At 66.3% G+C, this 17,602-nt stretch carries 17 protein-coding genes and 1 other RNA gene; 8 read left to right on the forward strand and 10 right to left on the reverse strand.

The genetic code is table 11. The annotated features are described in order from the left end of the window. Positions 1-354 precede the first annotated feature (354 nt). Complete coding sequence (locus BLS66_RS13385; RefSeq protein ID WP_074726065.1) at positions 355-1,554, reverse strand: MFS transporter; 1,200 nt, start codon at positions 1,552-1,554, stop codon at positions 355-357. Positions 1,555-1,626: 72 nt separating this feature from the next. On the opposite strand from BLS66_RS13385, the gene BLS66_RS13390 reads away from it, so the two are divergent. Then, positions 1,627-2,424, forward strand: a complete 798-nt coding sequence (locus BLS66_RS13390; RefSeq protein ID WP_074726066.1) for an AraC family transcriptional regulator — start codon at positions 1,627-1,629, stop codon at positions 2,422-2,424. A 60-nt stretch (positions 2,425-2,484) separates the two neighbouring features. Here the strand turns inward: BLS66_RS13390 and dnaJ are convergent, their stop codons facing one another. The 4 genes from dnaJ to hrcA form a co-directional block, all read right to left on the reverse strand. Then, complete coding sequence (dnaJ, locus tag BLS66_RS13395) at positions 2,485-3,609, reverse strand: molecular chaperone DnaJ (RefSeq protein WP_049470284.1); 1,125 nt, start codon at positions 3,607-3,609, stop codon at positions 2,485-2,487. Between the two features lie 154 nt (positions 3,610-3,763). Next, positions 3,764-5,686: a molecular chaperone DnaK gene (dnaK, locus tag BLS66_RS13400; protein WP_049470287.1), complete on the reverse strand. Its 1,923-nt coding sequence runs from the start codon at positions 5,684-5,686 to the stop codon at positions 3,764-3,766. Positions 5,687-5,867: 181 nt separating this feature from the next. Further along, on the reverse strand, positions 5,868-6,383 hold the full coding sequence (gene grpE, locus BLS66_RS13405; RefSeq protein ID WP_074726067.1) for a nucleotide exchange factor GrpE: 516 nt from the start codon (positions 6,381-6,383) through the stop codon (positions 5,868-5,870). Between the two features lie 63 nt (positions 6,384-6,446). After that, on the reverse strand, positions 6,447-7,511 hold the full coding sequence (gene hrcA / locus BLS66_RS13410) for a heat-inducible transcriptional repressor HrcA (RefSeq protein ID WP_053463285.1): 1,065 nt from the start codon (positions 7,509-7,511) through the stop codon (positions 6,447-6,449). Positions 7,512-7,626: 115 nt separating this feature from the next. Between hrcA and recN the strand changes: the two genes are divergently transcribed. Next, positions 7,627-9,288, forward strand: coding sequence for a DNA repair protein RecN (recN, locus tag BLS66_RS13415; RefSeq protein ID WP_074726068.1), 1,662 nt, complete (start codon positions 7,627-7,629; stop codon positions 9,286-9,288). A 108-nt stretch (positions 9,289-9,396) separates the two neighbouring features. On the opposite strand, the gene BLS66_RS13420 is transcribed toward recN, so the two are convergent. After that, on the reverse strand, positions 9,397-10,314 hold the full coding sequence (locus BLS66_RS13420; RefSeq protein WP_074726069.1) for a LysR family transcriptional regulator: 918 nt from the start codon (positions 10,312-10,314) through the stop codon (positions 9,397-9,399). Between the two features lie 97 nt (positions 10,315-10,411). On the opposite strand from BLS66_RS13420, the gene BLS66_RS13425 reads away from it, so the two are divergent. Further along, the gene (locus BLS66_RS13425) at positions 10,412-11,692 is read left to right on the forward strand and encodes an SGNH/GDSL hydrolase family protein (RefSeq protein WP_074726070.1); all 1,281 of its coding nucleotides are present in this window, start codon (positions 10,412-10,414) and stop codon (positions 11,690-11,692) included. A 63-nt stretch (positions 11,693-11,755) separates the two neighbouring features. On the opposite strand, the gene fur is transcribed toward BLS66_RS13425, so the two are convergent. Next, positions 11,756-12,172 carry a ferric iron uptake transcriptional regulator gene (gene fur / locus BLS66_RS13430; RefSeq protein ID WP_014646807.1) on the reverse strand — a complete coding sequence of 139 codons (417 nt, stop codon included), beginning with the start codon at positions 12,170-12,172 and terminating at the stop codon, positions 11,756-11,758. A 103-nt stretch (positions 12,173-12,275) separates the two neighbouring features. Here fur and BLS66_RS13435 point away from each other — a divergent pair, with 103 nt between their 5' ends. Next, on the forward strand, positions 12,276-12,668 hold the full coding sequence (locus BLS66_RS13435) for an outer membrane protein assembly factor BamE (protein WP_049470299.1): 393 nt from the start codon (positions 12,276-12,278) through the stop codon (positions 12,666-12,668). Between the two features lie 35 nt (positions 12,669-12,703). Here BLS66_RS13435 and BLS66_RS13440 read toward each other — a convergent pair whose 3' ends face one another. Both BLS66_RS13440 and BLS66_RS13445 read right to left on the reverse strand, forming a co-directional pair. Beyond that, the gene (locus BLS66_RS13440; RefSeq protein ID WP_064238225.1) at positions 12,704-12,961 is read right to left on the reverse strand and encodes an RnfH family protein; all 258 of its coding nucleotides are present in this window, start codon (positions 12,959-12,961) and stop codon (positions 12,704-12,706) included. Between the two features lie 3 nt (positions 12,962-12,964). Then, on the reverse strand, positions 12,965-13,390 hold the full coding sequence (locus BLS66_RS13445) for a type II toxin-antitoxin system RatA family toxin (protein WP_053463290.1): 426 nt from the start codon (positions 13,388-13,390) through the stop codon (positions 12,965-12,967). Positions 13,391-13,447: 57 nt separating this feature from the next. On the opposite strand from BLS66_RS13445, the gene smpB reads away from it, so the two are divergent. Then, on the forward strand, positions 13,448-13,951 hold the full coding sequence (gene smpB, locus BLS66_RS13450; protein WP_049470305.1) for an SsrA-binding protein SmpB: 504 nt from the start codon (positions 13,448-13,450) through the stop codon (positions 13,949-13,951). Then, on the forward strand, positions 13,948-14,379 hold the full coding sequence (locus BLS66_RS13455; RefSeq protein WP_074726071.1) for a GNAT family N-acetyltransferase: 432 nt from the start codon (positions 13,948-13,950) through the stop codon (positions 14,377-14,379). Before smpB ends, BLS66_RS13455 begins: the two co-directional genes overlap by 4 nt. Before the next feature lie 28 nt (positions 14,380-14,407). Here the strand turns inward: BLS66_RS13455 and BLS66_RS13460 are convergent, their stop codons facing one another. Further along, positions 14,408-14,980 (reverse strand): hypothetical protein, encoded by a 573-nt coding sequence (locus BLS66_RS13460; protein WP_049470310.1) that lies wholly within the window; start codon positions 14,978-14,980, stop codon positions 14,408-14,410. Between the two features lie 220 nt (positions 14,981-15,200). On the opposite strand from BLS66_RS13460, the gene ssrA reads away from it, so the two are divergent. Both ssrA and BLS66_RS13470 read left to right on the forward strand, forming a co-directional pair. Then, positions 15,201-15,554, forward strand: a transfer-messenger RNA (tmRNA) gene (ssrA, locus tag BLS66_RS13465). A 300-nt stretch (positions 15,555-15,854) separates the two neighbouring features. Continuing rightward, positions 15,855-17,279 carry a site-specific integrase gene (locus BLS66_RS13470; protein ID WP_208596523.1) on the forward strand — a complete coding sequence of 475 codons (1,425 nt, stop codon included), beginning with the start codon at positions 15,855-15,857 and terminating at the stop codon, positions 17,277-17,279. Positions 17,280-17,602: the final 323 nt, after the last annotated feature.

Here is a 17,602-nt window from a genome sequence, read left to right on the forward strand (position 1 = left end):
ACCCACACCGCCCCGCCTCTGACAGATTCGCGCGACTGTTGCTGGGTGCCGACCGTTGGTCGGCACATCTGTGGGATACCGAAATAAATCGGGGTCAGATCCGTTTTTCTTCGGAAAACGGATCTGACCCCACGAGCTGTTCCGACAGATCGCGGAAAACTGTCGAAGGCGGGGTGGGTCCGGTTGCGGGGGCGTGAGCCGCATGGATGCGGCGACCGAGCCTACATGGACGTATTTACGGCGTCCCCCGTAACCGCACCCACCCCGCCAACCCACGGATAGCCAGCTTCTGCTGTTGACGTTGACGTTGCTTCGGCAGGTGCAGGGCTGCAAGCCCTGCAAAACCCAAACTCCTCAGTGAGCAGCAGGCCGCGACGGCGGCAGCCACGCCGCGACGATGCCCAGCAGCGGCAGGAACGCGGTCAGCTGATAGACGTACTCGATGTTGGTCTTGTCCGCCAGCAGGCCGAGCACGGCCGCGCCCAGCCCGCCCATGCCGAACGCAAAGCCGAAGAACAGGCCGGACACCATGCCGACACGGTGCGGCATCATTTCCTGCGCGTACACCACGATGGCCGAGAATGCCGAGGACAACACGAAGCCGATCAGTACCGCCAGCACCGTGGTCCACAGCAGATCGGCATGCGGCAGCATCAGCGCAAATGGCGCCACGCCCAGGATCGAGGTCCAGATGATCGGCTTGCGGCCGATGCGATCACCCAGCGGGCCACCCAGGAAGCCGCCGGCCGCAGACGCCACCAGGAACGCGAACAGGTGCAGCTGCGCCTGTGCCACCGGAATGCCGAAGTGGTGGATCAGGTAGAAGGTGAAGTAGCTGCCGATGCTGGCCATGTAGAAGTACTTGCTGAAGATCAGCACCAGCAGGATCGCCAGCACCTTGGCCACGGTGCGCGGCGGATGGCGCGGGGCCATCGAGGCGGTGCTGGCCGGGCGCGGGGTGCCCAGGTGCAGCGCGTACCAGCGGCCGACATAGGTCAGCAGCGCGATGCCGATCAGCGCGGCGCCGGCAAACCACGATGCGGCATGCTGGCCATACGGCACGATCACTGCGGCCGCAATCAGCGGGCCCAGTGCGGTACCGAAGTTGCCACCCACCTGGAACACCGACTGCGCGAAACCGTGCCGGCCACCCGAGGCCAGCCGGGCGATGCGCGAGGCCTCCGGGTGGAAGATCGCCGAGCCGATGCCGACCATGGCCGCGGCCATCAGCACCACCGCGTAGTTCGGTGCGAAACCGAGCAGCAGCATGCCGCACAGGGTCGAGGCCATGCCGATCGGCAGCGAGTACGGTGCCGGGCGGCGATCAGTGGCCATGCCGATCAACGGCTGGAAGATCGAAGCGGTGAGCTGATAGGTCAGCGTGATCAGGCCGATCTGGGTGAAGCTGAGGTTGAAGCCGCCCTTGATCACCGGATAGATGGCCAGGATCAGCGACTGCATCATGTCGTTGACGACATGCGAGGTGGAGATGGCGGCCAGCACGCCGGGAGCTACCGGGCGCGAGGTCGTTGCGGGAGAAGCCAGGGTCGACATGGACGCAGTCAGGTTGGGGGCGAGCCCCGCATGCTACGGTTGCCCTCCCCTCCCTTCTGCCGCGTTCAGGTCATGCCCTATCGCAAAAAGGACATCGCCGGCGACGTCGATCCGGCCGCGCCCTGGCGGGAGGTTCCCCTGCACCGTCCGGTCACCTATCGGGTCACCCAGTACCCGGTGGGCACCCACATTCCCGGGCACAAGCACCAGCGCCACCAGCTGGTCTACGCCCTCTCCGGCCTGATGGTGGTGCGATCGGAAGTCGGCCGCTGGGTGGTGCCCTCGAACCGCGCGATCTGGATGCCGGCCGGGATGGTGCACGCGGTGGACTGCATCGCCGCCGTGCACATGCGCAGCCTGTACATCGACCCGTCGTTCGCCCCGCACCTGCCGACCGAGCCGTTCGCGGTGCAGGTGTCGCCCTTGCTGCGCGAGCTGCTGCAGGCCGCCACGCTGGTCAAGGGCGAGCACATCGAGGACAGCCGCGATGGCCGCGTGGTGCGCCTGCTGCTGGACGAACTGCACCGCATGGACGTGCTGCCGCTGCACCTGCCTGCGCCGAGCGACCCGCGCCTGCTGCGGATCTGCCAACACCTGCAGAAGCACCCCGGCGATGAAGCCACGCTGCAGGACTGGGCGCAGGCGCTGGAGGTTGACGTGAAAACCATCCAGCGCCACTTCGCCAGCGAGCTGGGCATGACCTTCGGGCAGTGGCGGCAGCAGGCGCGGCTGCTGGCTGCCCTGGAACGATTGGCGGTGGGCGACAAGGTCATCGATGTGGCGCTGGCGATGGGTTACGACAGCCCCAGCGCGTTCAGCAGCATGTTCAAGCGCCAGCTGGGGCAGACGCCTGCGGCATTTTTCCGATGATCGCAAACGAAAACGCCGGGCATGGCCCGGCGCTACCGCCCAACGCTTCCGTTGAAAAACTCAGGACGTCATCCGGTCCCAGAAGCCCTTCACGCCATCCATGAACGTCGCCGACTTCGGCGAATGCTTGCGTGCTTCCTCGCCGACGAAGGTGGCTTCGAACTGCTCCAGCAGCTTGCGCTGTTCGTTGGTGAGGTTGACCGGGGTCTCCACCACCACGCGGCAGTACAGGTCACCTTCGCTGCGGCTGCGCACCGAACGCACGCCCTTGCCGCGCAGGCGGAACAGCTTGCCGGTCTGGGTCTCGGCCGGGATGCGGATCTCCGCTTCGCCGCCGAGGGTAGCCACGCGCACGGTGTCGCCCAGTGCCGCCTGCGAGATGCGGATCGGCACTTCGCAGTGCAGGTCGTCGCCATCGCGCTGGAAGATCGCATGCTCGCGCACCCGCACTTCCACGTACAGGTCACCCGGCGGCGTTCCTGCCGGGCCGGCTTCGCCTTCGCCCTGCAGGCGGATGCGGTCGCCGGTATCGACGCCGGCCGGCACCTTCACCGACAGCACCTTGTCTTCCTCGACGCGGCCGTTGCCATGGCAGGTCTTGCAGGGCTTGGCGATGATCTGGCCACGGCCGCCGCAGTTGTGGCAGGCCTGCTGCATGGCGAAGATGCCGCGCTGGATGCGCACCTGGCCGCGGCCATGGCACACGTTGCAGGTCTCGACCTTGCCGTCCTCGGAGCCACTGCCATCGCAGTCGCCGCACTCGGCCAGGGTCGGAATCTCGATCCGGCGCTCGACGCCGCGCACGGCTTCTTCCAGGTCCAGTTCCATCACGTAGCCAATGTCGGCACCGCGACGGGCCTGGCGCGGACCACCGCCGCCACCGCCGAAGATGTTGCCGAAGATATCGCCGAAGATATCGTTCATGTCCGGGCCACCCGGACCGCCGCCGCCCATGCCGTGCTCGAACGCGGCGTGGCCGTGGCTGTCGTACATGCGGCGCTTGTTGCCGTCGGACAGCACTTCGTAGGCTTCCTTGCACTCCTTGAAGGAGGCCTCGGCCGCCGCATCACCCGGGTTGCGGTCCGGATGGAACTTCATCGCGCAGCGACGGTAGGCCTTCTTCAGCTCTTCGTCGGTGGCGGTGCGGGCAACGCCCAGCACTTCGTAGTAATCGCGCTTGCTCATATCGTGAATCGGGTTCCGGAACGTCGGGATTCGTCAAAGCGGAAGAGCGGAACCAGGTCCGCTCTTGCGTCGGGCGCCCCGACACGCCGGTGGGCGGTCAGGACCCTGATGCGACAACGGGACGCTGGCTGGCAGCGTCCCGCGTCGGTCCGGATCAGGACTTCTTGTCGTCCTTGACTTCGGTGAACTCGGCGTCGACCACGTCATCGTTGCCCTTGCCGGCATTGCCGGCATCGGCACCCGGGGCACCGCCCTGGTCGGCCGAAGCCGCAGCGAACAGCGACTGGCCGGCTTCTTCCAGCGCCTTCGACTTGGCTTCGATCTGCGCCTTGTCGTCACCCTTCATCGCGGTCTCCAGGTCGGCCAGGGCCGCCTCGACCTTGCCGATGACATCGCCGCCGACCTTGCTGCCGTGCTCGGTGATGGCGCTGCGGGTGCCGTGGATCAGGGCGTCGGCCTGGTTGCGGGCCTGCACCAGTTCCTGGAACTTCTTGTCTTCCTCGCGGTTGGCTTCCGCGTCGGCGACCATGCGCGCGATCTCTTCCTCGGACAGGCCCGAACCGGCCTTGATCTCGACCTTCTGTTCCTTGTTGGTCTTCTTGTCCTTGGCCGACACGTGCAGGATGCCGTTGGCGTCGATGTCGAAGGACACTTCCACCTGCGGCAGGCCGCGCGGAGCCGGCTCGATGCCGGACAGGTCGAACTTGGCCAGCGACTTGTTGAAGCGGGCCTGTTCGCGCTCACCCTGCAGCACGTGCACGGTCACGGCCGACTGGTTGTCCTCGGCGGTGGAGAACACCTGCGAGGCCTTGGTCGGGATGGTGGTGTTCTTCTCGATGATCTTGGTGAACACGCCGCCCATGGTCTCGATGCCCAGCGACAGCGGGGTCACGTCCAGCAGCAGCACGTCCTTGACGTCGCCGCCCAGCACGCCGCCCTGGATCGCCGCACCCAGTGCCACGGCTTCGTCCGGGTTGACGTCCTTGCGCGGTTCCTTGCCGAAGAACTCGGTCACCGCCTGCTGCACCTTCGGCATGCGGGTCTGGCCGCCGACCAGGATCACCTCGCTGATGTCGCTCGAACGCAGGCCGGCATCGTTCAGGGCGACGCGGCACGGCTCGATCGACTTCTTGATCAGGTCGTCCACCAGTGCTTCCAGCTTGGCGCGGGTCAGCTTGATGTTCAGGTGCTTCGGACCCGAGGCGTCAGCGGTGACGTACGGCAGGTTCACTTCGGTCTGCTGGGCGCTGGACAGCTCGATCTTGGCGCGCTCGGCAGCGTCCTTCAGGCGCTGCAGGGCCAGCGGATCCTTGCGCAGGTCGATGCCCTGGTCCTTGTTGAACTCTTCAACCAGGTACTCGATGACGCGGTTGTCGAAGTCTTCGCCACCCAGGAAGGTGTCGCCGTTGGTGGCCAGCACTTCGAACTGCTTCTCGCCGTCGACGTTGGCGATCTCGATCACCGACACGTCGAAGGTGCCGCCGCCCAGGTCGTACACCACGATCTTGCGATCCTTGTTGTCGCCCTTGTCCAGGCCATAGGCCAGCGCGGCCGCGGTCGGCTCGTTGATGATGCGCTTGACGTCCAGGCCGGCGATGCGGCCGGCGTCCTTGGTGGCCTGGCGCTGGCTGTCGTTGAAGTAGGCCGGCACGGTGATGACCGCTTCGGTGACCTTCTCACCGAGGAAGTCCTCGGCGGTCTTCTTCATCTTTTCCAGCACCTTGGCCGAGATTTCCTGCGGCGCCATCTTCTTGCCGTCGCTGGTGGCCACCCAGGCATCGCCGTTGTCATGGGCCAGGATGCTGTACGGGACGTGGGCGATGTCCTTCTGCACCTCGCCGTCGGTGAACTTGCGGCCGATCAGGCGCTTCACCGCGTAGAAGGTGTTCTTCGGGTTGGTCACGGCCTGGCGCTTGGCCGAGGCACCGACCAGGACTTCGCCGTCCTTGGTGTAGGCGACGATCGACGGGGTGGTGCGATCGCCTTCCGAATTCTCGATGACGCGGGCCTTGCCGCCGTCCATGATCGCCACGCACGAGTTGGTGGTGCCGAGGTCGATACCAATGATCTTGCCCATGGGGGAGACTCCTGAGGATGCTAGTTGGGGTCAGTCCGGCCGTTCGGCCGGTGGATGAATACGATGTGGGGGAGGCTCGTGGAACATTCAAGCCATCCTCCGAACGCTGTGTTTCCGGTCATCCGGCGCGTTCAGCGTCGGGTCGGGTGGCGGTCTCTGTCCGCCGCCCGGCCCCGCGGGATCACTCGGCGGCCACCACCACCAGCGCCGGCCGCAGCAGGCGCTCGTTGAGCAGGTAGCCCTTCTGGAACACGGTCACCACGCTGCTCGGGGCGGCACCCGGGGTCGGGGCCTGGCTGATCGCCTGGTGGTGTTCCGGGTTGAACGGCTGGCCGATCGGGTCCAGCAGGACCAGGCCGTTGTCGGCAGCGACCTTGAGCAGCTGCTTGTAGGTCAGCTCCAGGCCTTCGCGCAGAGGGTGCGGGTCGTCGCCGGCGGCCTTCAGGCCGGCATCCAGGCTGTCGAACACGGGGAGCAGATCGCCCAGCAGCTTCTCGTTGGCGAACTTGCGGGCCTGTTCGATGTCACGGGCAACGCGCTTGCGCTGGTTCTCCAGGTCGGCGCGCTCACGCAGGGCATCGGCCTTGACCTGTTCGATTTCGGCGCGCAGGCGCTCGACTTCGTCGTTGACGCCGGCGGTGGCGGCCGCATCGGCGGCACTCTGCTGGGATTCGATATCTGGCTGTTCGTGGTTCATGTCTGGGTCCCTGGCGGTCAAACTCCGCCTCCAACCACCCTAGTGTGGGCGGGATGCTGCGTTTCAAGCGTCGGATGTTCCCGGCGTGCGCCCGGCCGGTGAAAAGGCCGCGCCGAGCACATCGGCCGTGGCCTGGACCAGCGGGATCACGCGGTCGTAGGCCATCCGCTTGGGACCGATCACCCCCAGCACGCCCAGCACCTGGCCGTTGGCGGTATAGGGGGCGGTCACCAGCGAGACGCCTTGGAGCGGCATCATCCCGGTCTCCTCGCCGATGAAGATGCGCACGCCCGGGGCCTGGATGGTCCGTTCCAGCAACTGCAGGATCTCGCGCTTGCTGGAGAACAGCTCGAACAGTTCACGCAGGCGCTCCAGGTCGGACAGGTCCTGCACCCCCATCAGCCGGGTCTGCCCGGCCACCAGCATGTCGTCAGCCGCCGGCTGCAGGGCCTGCTCGGCCAGTTCGATGCTGTGCGCCAGCAGCTGCTCCAGTTCGGAACGGGCGTCGTGCAGCTCCAGCAGCAGGCGGGTGCGGATCTCGGCCATCGGCAGGCCGGCGAAATGCGCATTGAGGTAGTTGGCGACCTGTTCCAGCTGGCCCGGCGCAAACTCCTGGCGGGTCTCGATGACCCGGTTCTGTACCTCGTTGTCGGCGAACACCAGGATCGCCAGCACCCGCCGTCCGTCCAGCGGCACGAAATCGATCTGGCGGAAGGCGAACTGCTCCCGCCGCGGCGCGCTGACCACGCCGACGAAGTGGCTCATCGCCGACAACAGTTCCGAAGCGCTGCCGAGCAGGGCCTGGGTACTGCCGCCACCGGCCAGTTCCTGGCGCAGGCGGGCCAGTTCGCCCTCGCCCGGCGGCTGCATCTGCAGCAGGCTGTCGACGAACACCCGGTAGCCATGCGCGGTCGGGACGCGCCCGGCCGACGTGTGCGGCGAAGCCAGCAGGCCCAGGTCTTCCAGGTCGCCGAGGATGTTGCGGATGGTCGCCGGGCTGACCTCCAGGCCGGCCACGCGCGCCAGCGTCTGCGAGCCGACCGGCTCACCGTCCTGGATGTAACGCGCGATCAGCGTGCGCAGCAGATGGCGCGCACGCGGGGCAAGCTGGTCGGGAGAACCGTGCATGGAATCAACCTGTGAGACACGGACACTAGATAATGGCGGCGCATCACCTTGGCAAGTCATTGGACCTCCCGCGCCCGCGTGCTAGCGTTGCGCGGCTGCTGATACCCCCTTACCCATGCTCAGACATCTTTCGATCAAGGATTTTGCCGTCGTCCGCGCCACCGAACTGGAGTTCGGGCCAGGCATGACCGTGGTTTCAGGCGAGACCGGCGCCGGCAAGTCGCTGATGGTCGACGCGCTGGGCTTCCTGTCCGGCCTGCGCGCCGACAGCGGCGTGGTCCGCCACGGCGCCGCACGCGCCGAGCTGTCGGCCGAGTTCGTGCTGGACCAGCTGCAGGCCGCGCGCCAGTGGCTGGCCGACAACGAGCTGGACGACGAGGACCAATGCCAGCTGCGCCGCGTGATCCGCGCAGACGGTGGCTCGCGGGCCTGGATCAACGGCCGCCCGGTGACCCTGGCACAGCTGGCCGACCTGGCCTCGCGGCTGGTGGAAATCCACGGCCAGCATGAACAGCAGGCCCTGCTGGCACGCCCGTCGCAGCTGGCCCTGCTCGACGCCTACGCCGGCAACGAGGAAGAACGCCGCCAGGTGCGCCGCGCCGCCGCCGCCTGGCAGGCACTGGTCGATGAATCGCTGGCGCTGTCACAACAGGGCGACGTCAGTGACCGGATCGGCTTCCTCGAGCACCAGCTGCGCGAACTCGACCGCGAGGACCTGGAACCGGAATCGATTGCCGCGCTGGGCGCCAGCCACCGCCGCCAGGCGCATGCCAGCGCCCTGCTGAGCGCCTGCCAGGCCGCCAGCAACCAGCTCAACGGCGATGACGGCAGTTCCGCCCTGGACCTGCTGCAGCAGGTGCGCCACGAGCTGTCGCGCCTGATCGAACACGACCCGCGGCTGGGCGAGGTGGACGGCCTGATCGAGAACGCCTCGATCCAGTTGCACGAGGCCCTCTCGCTGCTGGACCGCGTGCGTGACGATCTCGACGCCGACCCGGAGCAGTTCGAGGAGAACGAGCGCCGCCTTGGCCGCCTGCACGACCTGGCCCGCAAGCACCGCGTGCCGATGGACGAGCTGGGCGCGCAGCGCGAGCGCATGCATGCCGAAGTGGAGCAGCTGCGCGGCGCCGACGAGCGCCTGCAGCGCCTGGCCGGCGAGATCGACAAGGCCGCCGCCGCCTGGCGCGCGCAGGCCGAACGGCTGACGGCCAGCCGCCGCAGTGCCGCCGCCGAGCTGTCGGCCACCACCACCGGCATCATCGCCGAGCTGGGCATGGGCGGCGGCCAGTTCCTGATCGAACTGGAGCCGCAGGATGCCGGCAAGCCCGATCCGCAGGGCGCCGAGCGCGTGGAATTCCTGGTGGCGGCCAACGCCGGCCAGCCGCCCCGAGCCCTGCGCAAGGTGGCCTCCGGTGGCGAACTGTCGCGCATCTCGCTGGCCATCGAAGTGGCCGCGCTCGACCTGGACGCGGTGCCGACGATGGTGTTCGACGAAGTGGACTCCGGCATCGGTGGCGCGGTGGCGGACATCGTCGGCCAGAAGCTGCGCGCCCTTGGCGAGAAGCGCCAGGTCCTGTGCGTGACCCACCTGCCGCAGGTCGCCTCCAAGGGCCACGCCCACTACCGGGTCAGCAAGGCACCGGTGGAGGGCATGACCCAGAGCGCAGTGGAAAAGCTGGACAGCAAGGCCCGCGAGGAAGAACTGGCGCGCATGCTGGGTGGCGTGGAAGTGAGCAAGGAAGCGCGCGCCGCCGCACGCAAGCTGCTGCAGGTGTAACGCCGCCCGAGCCGGGCATAGGCCAGGCTTCCGCGCGGTAGTGCCGGCCGCTGGCCGGCAACCGATGCGAGGGGCGAAGATCGGGAGGTTGCCGGCCAGCGGCCGGCATTACCCCCGTGGCTGTGTCAGGTCGACGTTTTCCACCAGAAAATCGAGGAAGGCGCGCACCCGCAGCGGCAGGTAGCCCCCCTGCCCCAGGAACACCGCGTGCACCTCTTCCAGGTCACCCGGATTGGCCTCTTCCAGCACCGGCAGCAGGCGCCCGGCGGCGATGTTGTCCTGCACCTGGAACGCGGCCAGGCGGGCCATGCCCAGCCCGCCCAGCACCAGCTGGCGCAGCGCGTCGCCGTTGCTGGCACGGGCATTGCCACTGGGCAGCACCATCCGCTCGCGCCCGTCCTGCAGCAGCGGCCAGCCCTGCATCGCGCGCGCATGACCGATGTCCAGCCGGTTGTGGGACTGCAGTTCCTCGGCGTTGCGCGGCATCCCATGCCGCTGCAGGTACGCCGGCGCGGCCACGATCATCATCCGCGTCGCGCCCAGCCGACGCGCGACCAGGCTGGAGCTTTTCAGCGGACCGGCCCTTACCGCCACGTCGGTGCGCTGCTCCAGCAGGTCGATCACTTCATCATTGAGAGTCAGGTCCACCCCCACCTGCGGGTTGCGCGCCAGGAACGCCGGCAGCAGCGGCAACAGGAAATGCTGGCCGAACGGCACGTTGGAGTTGACCCGCAGCCGCCCGCGCGGCTCGGCATGGGCGCTGGCGCAGCGCTCGGCTTCCTCGAGGTCAGCCAGCACGCGCAGGCCACGCTCGTAGAACGCGCAGCCTTCCGGGGTCAGCTGCAGCTGGCGGGTGGAGCGCTGCAGCAGGCGCGTGCCGAGCCGCTGCTCCAGCCGTGCCACCAGCTTGCTTACCGCCGAGGGCGTCATGTCCAGGCTGCGGGCGGCGGCAGAAAAGCCACCGGTCTCGATCACCCGCACGAACACTTCCAGTTCGCCGGATCGGTTGATGTCGGGTCGCGCCATGGCGATGAATCCAGTTCACAGATGATTGTCCATGCGCAGTCTAGTTCACAGGTGAACCCGGAATCACCATGGCCGTCCCTTTCCTCCGGACCGACCGATGACCCGTTTGCGCCAGCTCACTGCCACCGTCCTGCTCGCCCTGTCCGGCGCGGCCGGCGCCTCGCCCACTGCGCACTGGGTCGCCAGCTGGCAGGCCAGCCCGCAACCGGTCTGGCGCGCGGATTTCCTGTTCCCGACGCTGGTCCCGACCACGCTGCACGACCAGACGTTCCGCCAGACCGCGCGCATCAGCCTGGGCGGTGCACGGTTGCGGGTGCGCCTGAGCAATGCCTACGGTACGCAGCCGCTGCGGATCGGCGCCGCCAGCGTCTCCGCACGCATGGACGGCGCCCCTCGGCCACTCAGCTTCGATGGCCAACCCGGCGTGCTGATCGGCCCCGGCCAGGAACGGCTGAGCGACCCGCTGGCGCTTGCCACCGACGACCGCCAGGCACTGCAGGTCAGTGTCTTCGTGCCGGGGCCAGCAGCGGTCCAGACGTTCCATTGGGACGGTCGCCAGACCAGCTGGATCGCCGCTGGCGACCAGAGCCGGGCCCAGATGCTGCGCGCTGCCAGCAGCACCACCGCGCGCCTGCTCCTGGCCGGTATCGAGGTCGAGGCCAACGCCAGCGCGCGCAGCGTGGTGGTGATCGGCGACTCGATCACCGATGGCGCCACGGCCAGCCTCGACCAGGACCAGCGCTGGACCGACCACCTGGCCGCGCGGCTGGCCCCGCGCGGGGTGGCGGTGGTCAATGCGGGCATTTCCGGCAATCGGCTGCTGAGCGACGGCATGGGTGAGTCCGCCCTGGCCCGCTTCCAGCGCGATGCACTGGATCAACCCGGGGTAGCCAGCGTCATCGTGCTGATCGGCATCAACGACATCAGCTGGCCCGGCACCGCGTTCGCCCGGGGCCAGGCCCGACCGACGCTGGCCGAACTGCAGGCGGGCTATCGCACCCTGGCCGAACGTGCGCGCCACCGGGGCGTGCGTATCGTCGGCGCCACGTTGCCGCCGTTTGCCGGCGCCCTGCCCGGCACGCCACTGGACGATTACTACCATCCGGACAAGGATGCCCTGCGCCAGCAGCTCAACGCCTGGCTGCGCTCGGACAGCCCGTTCGACGCGGTGATCGACCTGGACGCGGCGCTGCGCGACCCGGCCGACCCGTCGCGGATGGCCGCCCCCTACGACTCCGGCGACCACCTCCACCCGGGGGATGCCGGCAACCGGGCGATGGCCGAGGCGGTGGACCTTGAGGTCCTGCTGGGTTGCAAGGGGTCCGACGCCGCGGAGCGCCCGGGGTCGGCCCCCTCTCCTGAAGGGAAAGGGCTCTGACCCCATCAACGAAAAACCCCGGGCAGGCCCGGGGTTTCGTCGCTGGCGGCTGGCCGGAACGGCTTACTTGCGCTTCTTGCGCACGTACAGCACCAGCGAGTGTTCTTCCAGCTCATAGCCGTGATCGGCCGCGATCTTGCGCTGCAGCTCCTCGATCTCATGGCTTTCGAATTCGATGATCTTGCCGCTGTCCACGTCGACCATATGGTCGTGGTGGCCACCACGGTCCAGCTCGTAAACGGCCTGGCCGCCCTCGAAATTGTGCTTGAGCACGAGGCCGGCGGCCTCGAACTGGGTCAGCACCCGGTAGACCGTCGCCAGGCCGATCTCGTCGCCATGCTCGAGCAGCTGGCGGTAGATGTCCTCGGCGGTCATGTGGTGCTGGTGGTGCTGGGCATTGCGCTGTTCGAGCAGCGCCAGGATCCGCATCCGCGGATGGGTCACCTTCAGGCCGACTTTACGCAGGTCGTGGGTTTCCATAGGTCTCCGTTCATTGGCGATTTAGCGCCAGCTGCCTCGGATTGGGTCGCGGTGGCACGCCGGGAGTGTATCATCGGTTTGATTTCCCCAACCGCCAGTCCCGATGCGCAATCTCCTGTTGGTCGCCGCCGTCGCCCTGTCCACCACCGGGTGCGGCATCATCTACAAGCAACCCATCTATCAGGGCAACCTGATCCGGGAAGATGCCGTGGCCAAGCTGCAGGTCGGGCAGAGCAAGCAGCAGGTCAGCGCGCTGCTGGGCACCCCGTCCATTCCCGACCCGTTCCACGCCCAACGCTGGGACTACACGTCCAGCCAGCGCGTGAACCGCCTGGGCCGCACCGAAGTGAAGAACTTCGTGGTCTTCTTCGAGAATGACACCGTGACCCGCTGGGAAGGCGACTACTTCCCGGGCAACGACAAGGCCCTGGCCCAGCAGACCGTGCGCCAGTTCGGCCGCAACCTGCCGAAGGACAAGAAGAAGAAGGGCCGCTGAGCCCCCTGCCCGTCCGCAACGACGGGTTGCCTGGATCAACCGCCGAGCGCGCGACGCCGGCGGTTGTCCTTTGGATCGGCCAGCAGCGGGCGCAGCAGTTCGATGCGATCGCCATCCAGCAGCAGCTGCTGCGGACGCGCCAGGACGCCGTGCACGGCAGTGGCCGGACAATCGGCACTGCCTTCCAGCGCCGCAGCGGCAATGGCGTCGGCCACGGTGGCACCCTCCTCCAGTTTCAGTCGGCGCGACAGCACCCGCTGTGGCCAGGCCAGTACCACCTCGACCTCGATCATCGCTCAGGCCTCGTCGGCGACGCGGATGAAGTCGTTGACCATGCGGTCGGCCAGGCTCTGGAAGCCCAGCGCCAACGCAGGACCAAGCAGGCGCGAGCTGGGTTCGAACTCCAGGGTGAGAGTGACCTTGCAGGCGTCCTCGGCCAGCGCATGGAACTCCCAACGGCCGTGCAGCTGCTTGAACGGGCCATCGCGCAGCTGCATATCGATGCTGTACGGGCGCCGCAGGGTGTTTTCCGTCTGGAACCAGGTGCTGAACGAACCCAGGCCCAGGTCAAGGCGCGCCACCAGGCGGTCCTCGCCCTGCTCCAGGATCTGGGCAGCCGAGCACCAGCGGAAACGGCTCGGATAGGCCTGGACATCGTTGACCAGGTCGAACATGCGCGCGGCCGAATGTTCGACCAGGGCGCTGCGGCGGATAGTTGGCATGAATACAGGACGTTTCGGCAATCGACCGGGCGGGCCCGAATCGGAGACAATACGGAAATGAGCAAGAACAGCGGCAAGGATAAAGCAAAGAGCGCGACGGCCAACAAAACCATCGCGTTGAACAAGCGTGCCCGCCACGAATACCACATCGAAGAACGGTTCGAGGCCGGCCTGGCCCTGCAGGGCTGGGAGGTGAAGTCGATCCGCGCTGGCCGCGGCAACATCATCGACGCCTACGCCTACGTGAAGCGCGGCGAGATCTACCTGATCGGCGCACAGATCACCCCGTTGATCCAGGCCTCGACCCACGTGGTGGCCGAAGATCGCCGCGAGCGCAAGCTGCTGCTGCACCGTAGCGAGATCGACAAGCTGGTCGGCAAGGTCGAGCGCGATGGCTACACGATCGTGCCCACCGCGATGTACTGGAGCAAGAACAAGATCAAGCTCGAGATCGCGCTGGCCAAGGGCAAGCAGACCCACGACAAGCGCGATGCCGCCAAGGACCGCGACTGGGCGATCGAGAAGCAGCGCGTGATGCGTCGCGGCAACCGCGACGCATGACCGCCCCCATCGGCGCCCTGGTGACTGCCAGCGCCGATGAAACGCGCACGTTGTGCGCGCGCCTGCTGGCCTTCAACCAGGCCCACGGCGGCGATTCACTCGATGAGACCCCTGTCCGCCTGGCCTGGCATGACGAGTACGGCGCGCTGCGCGGTGGTGTGCTGGCCGACGTCTGTGCCGGCTGGCTGCAGGTACATGTGCTGTGGGTGGATCCGGAACTGCGCGGGCAAGGCATCGGCCAGCGCCTGCTGGCGGAAGCAGAAGCCGCCGCGCGCCAGCTTGGCGCCCGCAACGTGATGCTGGATACCTTCGACTGGCAGGCCGAAGCTTTCTATCTGCGGCAGGGCTACACCGTCTATGGGCGACTGCCCGATTGCCCACCCGGTCACGAGCGGATCTACCTGCGCAAGACGTTGTCGGGGTCGTAGTCGTGTCGGCGCTGGAGTTGCCCGCCGGTCACCCCGCCAGCACGCCCTGCCCTCGCATGCGCGGTGCCAGCGCGGCGTGCATCACGGCCAGATGCATCACCACCGCCAGTTCCGGCGCATGCCGGTCATCGCCGGCGCGCCACCGCTGCGCCAGCTGGGCCGCGTCGGCCGGCAGCAGGGCCAGCAACTGGGCGTCATCCAGCGAATCGGCCGCGCCCTGGAGTTGCCGCGCCATCTGCCGCGACTGCCACACATGCACGCCGATGCTGAGGCTGGCCAGCGACATCAGGACCACGGCCAGCCCGTGCTCGAACCACTGCGACAGCACTTCCGGCCCCCACAGCAGGGCCGCCAACACCGCCAGGCCCGGCAGGCGCCAGCCCAGCCAATGGATGCGACCGCGCTGCGACCAGTGCACCACCACCGCGCTGGCAACCAGTGCCGCGGCCGCGGTGGCCGGCAGTTCGGTCAGCCCGGTGGCCGCAAGCAACACGGCCAGCACCGCCCAGACCCAGCCGGGCGGCAGCGCGCGCCGCTGGTAGTCGGCACCGACCGGCCCGATCAGTTGCCGCAGGCTGCGTTGTTGGCTTGCATCGGTCACCCACAGTCTCCGTGTCTGTCCTGGCCCGGATGGTCGCCGCCAGTGTGTCGCAAATTCGTGCCAATGACGTTACCAATCCGCTATGCCGCTGGCTCTACAACATGTTGTGGATTGCCACGGTGACTGTTCAGCTGTTTTGGCGTAGCATTGGCAGCGTTGGGCAGGCACTGGCCGTGGCGACACGAAACAGGCCTTGTACCTTGCAGAACTTGAAGAAACCGGGGGTGCATTGGTTTCGACGGGGGTTGTGAAGTCGCCTGGCGCATGCCGAGGGGGTAGCTTTCCTCGTAAATCCAGCTGCAAAACTCTAGTTGCCAACGACGACAACTACGCTCTGGCCGCTTAAGGCCTAAGCCTCGAAACCGCTTGTGTCCATGCTCGCGGTGTAGAGTCACTATCATGGAATCGCGCTGGGCGGCTGCCTGTCAGTCCGGCACTAGAACACAACAGGCTGGTTCCCGGATGCGCTTTGCGCACCGTGCTGTTCGGGGACGAGATCCAACGGTGAGCTAAGCATGTAGTGCTGGGGATGGAGTGCCTTCGGACGGCGGTTCAATTCCGCCCACCTCCACCATCTGTAAGCAGTTCAGCTGTATCTTGCTGATTCTGTTGGGTTTTGGCAGGGCGCGATACCGAAAAACGATCTTTCCAAAAGGATCTTTTGAGGTATCGCCCCTTGCCCAAGCCCTATCTTCTACGCCGACCTAGCGGACTTCATGTCCGCTTTCTTGTTCCTGTAGACCTGCGCGAGGCTATCGGCTCACGCTTCTTGGTCCGCCGCCTTCCCCCGTCCGCTGTTGAACTTGCCCGCCTCGTCGCGGCCCGCATGGCTGTGGCACTCTCCGAAGCATTCGAGCGCTGGAGAGGTAGCCGCATGGATGACAAGGATAGAGAAGACCTGCTGAAAGTCGTCAGCGGTTCCATCAACCAGTGGACCGGAAACATCCAGCTGCCGAATGGGACTAAGCTCACCGGTCTGAACGTCAATGGGCGAGAAGATGCTCAAGCACTTCTGGAAACGATCAGAGGCTTGGCGTTGCCTGGGCTCTCGGTTGTGGGACTGCCCAATGAACCCGCCAGCGCAGATTTCACGCTATCCGACCGCATCGCCCTGTATCTGGCCGACCTGAGGAATGCCAAGACCTCACCCGGCAATCTTCTAGATAGTGAGAACACGCTCATCATCTTCCAAGAAGTCGCAGGACCTGATCTGCTGATGTCGAAGGTCGGGGAAGCCCAAGTCAGAGCGTTTCTGACAGGACTCCATCACTGGCCGAGCAATGCCAGGAAGAAGAGTGACTACAAAGAGCTGACCGCGCCGCAGATCATGGCCAAGGTCAGGCAGCAGAGAGATAAGGGCATCATTGTTGCCGGTCTCTCAGATCGGACACTCGGAAAGCACCGAGACCGGCTTGCCAGCTTCTTTAACGCACAAGTGGCCAGCGGCATCATCGCGCGCTCGCCTTTGGACGGAATCAAACGGCAGAACTCGGCACAATCCGTGGCTGCCCTGCCCCGCCGCCAGTTCACGATTGAAGAGATCAACAAGATCTTTGACCCTGAGAACTTCCTGCCTTGGGCCAAAGGACGGCCTGATCGCTACTGGGGCGTGCTGCTAGCGGCAGGCACCGGGGCGCGGGTCAACGAAGTTGGTCAGCTTTATGCGGAAGATGTTGCAGAAGTGAACGGCATCTGGGGGATCCACATCCGCGCCGTCCATCGCGACCAGAAGCTGAAGAACGCCAACTCGCTGCGCTTCATCCCACTACATCCCCGCCTCTTGGATGCTGGGATCCTCACATATGCCCGTGATGTCATGGAGGCTGGCCATGAGCGCCTGTTTCCTCACTTGCCTTGGCACAAGAAGGCAGGCTACGGGGATGCCCTCGGAGATCAGTTCCGCGCCTATCTTGTTGGCTTGGGCATGATGCAGCCAGGCATGGGCTTCCACTCGTTCAGACATACTGCGAGCACCCGGCTTCTCTATGCGGGTGTGCTTAGCTCTATTGCCGCTGCCATTACGGGGCACAAGGCGCATATGCCCGGCGAGCTCGGAACCTATGTTGATGTGCCCACGCTCCAATCGCGCGCAGACGCGGTAGCGCTTCTCCCCGTTCCCGAAGGTCTGCCGGTCTATCAGCCTGGAGAGGCAGCGCAGTCTCTCAGGCAAGCGCAACTCAGAGCGAAGCGGAGGGCGGTCAATGCAGCTGCACGTGAACGAAAAGCGGTCGCTCTTGCCAAAAGCGCGCACTCCACGACGCCAGCAAGTCGCGTGAGGAAGCCATCGAAGGCGTCGTAGCGCCCGGGGAATCGCGGTGACAATGATTAGGCAACGCCATCAACCACTCTAGGCGCTCAAGATTCGGGGCCGGAGCCTTGCGATCAACGCAAATGGTGGTTTTATGGAAGCTCCCCCACGTTAGGAGCTTCATATGCCCTTAGGGAGAAAGCTAGCTATCGCTAGTCGAGTGCTATGCCCTTTGATTGCCCAAGACCGGACACGAGACACGCAAGAGCGGATCGAGGACATCATCCATGCCCTCGAAATCGCCGACGAGCTGATCAACCGATGCATGCACCCAAAGCCTCCTGCTGACGACCACACCCTGAAACCTGCCGTCA

The sequence above is a fragment of the Stenotrophomonas pavanii genome (genome assembly GCF_900101175.1).
In the GTDB taxonomy this organism is placed as follows: Bacteria; Pseudomonadota; Gammaproteobacteria; order Xanthomonadales; family Xanthomonadaceae; genus Stenotrophomonas; species Stenotrophomonas pavanii.

Coding starts and splice junctions, on each gene's coding strand:
- BLS66_RS13385 (WP_074726065.1), bottom strand. CDS start 1,554: ATGTCGACCCTGGCTTCTCCCGCAACGACCTCGCGCCCGGTAGCTCCC.
- BLS66_RS13390 (WP_074726066.1), top strand. CDS start 1,627: ATGCCCTATCGCAAAAAGGACATCGCCGGCGACGTCGATCCGGCCGCG.
- dnaJ (WP_049470284.1), bottom strand. CDS start 3,609: ATGAGCAAGCGCGATTACTACGAAGTGCTGGGCGTTGCCCGCACCGCC.
- dnaK (WP_049470287.1), bottom strand. CDS start 5,686: ATGGGCAAGATCATTGGTATCGACCTCGGCACCACCAACTCGTGCGTG.
- grpE (WP_074726067.1), bottom strand. CDS start 6,383: ATGAACCACGAACAGCCAGATATCGAATCCCAGCAGAGTGCCGCCGAT.
- hrcA (WP_053463285.1), bottom strand. CDS start 7,511: ATGCACGGTTCTCCCGACCAGCTTGCCCCGCGTGCGCGCCATCTGCTG.
- recN (WP_074726068.1), top strand. CDS start 7,627: ATGCTCAGACATCTTTCGATCAAGGATTTTGCCGTCGTCCGCGCCACC.
- BLS66_RS13420 (WP_074726069.1), bottom strand. CDS start 10,314: ATGGCGCGACCCGACATCAACCGATCCGGCGAACTGGAAGTGTTCGTG.
- BLS66_RS13425 (WP_074726070.1), top strand. CDS start 10,412: ATGACCCGTTTGCGCCAGCTCACTGCCACCGTCCTGCTCGCCCTGTCC.
- fur (WP_014646807.1), bottom strand. CDS start 12,172: ATGGAAACCCACGACCTGCGTAAAGTCGGCCTGAAGGTGACCCATCCG.
- BLS66_RS13435 (WP_049470299.1), top strand. CDS start 12,276: ATGCGCAATCTCCTGTTGGTCGCCGCCGTCGCCCTGTCCACCACCGGG.
- BLS66_RS13440 (WP_064238225.1), bottom strand. CDS start 12,961: ATGATCGAGGTCGAGGTGGTACTGGCCTGGCCACAGCGGGTGCTGTCG.
- BLS66_RS13445 (WP_053463290.1), bottom strand. CDS start 13,390: ATGCCAACTATCCGCCGCAGCGCCCTGGTCGAACATTCGGCCGCGCGC.
- smpB (WP_049470305.1), top strand. CDS start 13,448: ATGAGCAAGAACAGCGGCAAGGATAAAGCAAAGAGCGCGACGGCCAAC.
- BLS66_RS13455 (WP_074726071.1), top strand. CDS start 13,948: ATGACCGCCCCCATCGGCGCCCTGGTGACTGCCAGCGCCGATGAAACG.
- BLS66_RS13470 (WP_208596523.1), top strand. CDS start 15,855: ATGGATGACAAGGATAGAGAAGACCTGCTGAAAGTCGTCAGCGGTTCC.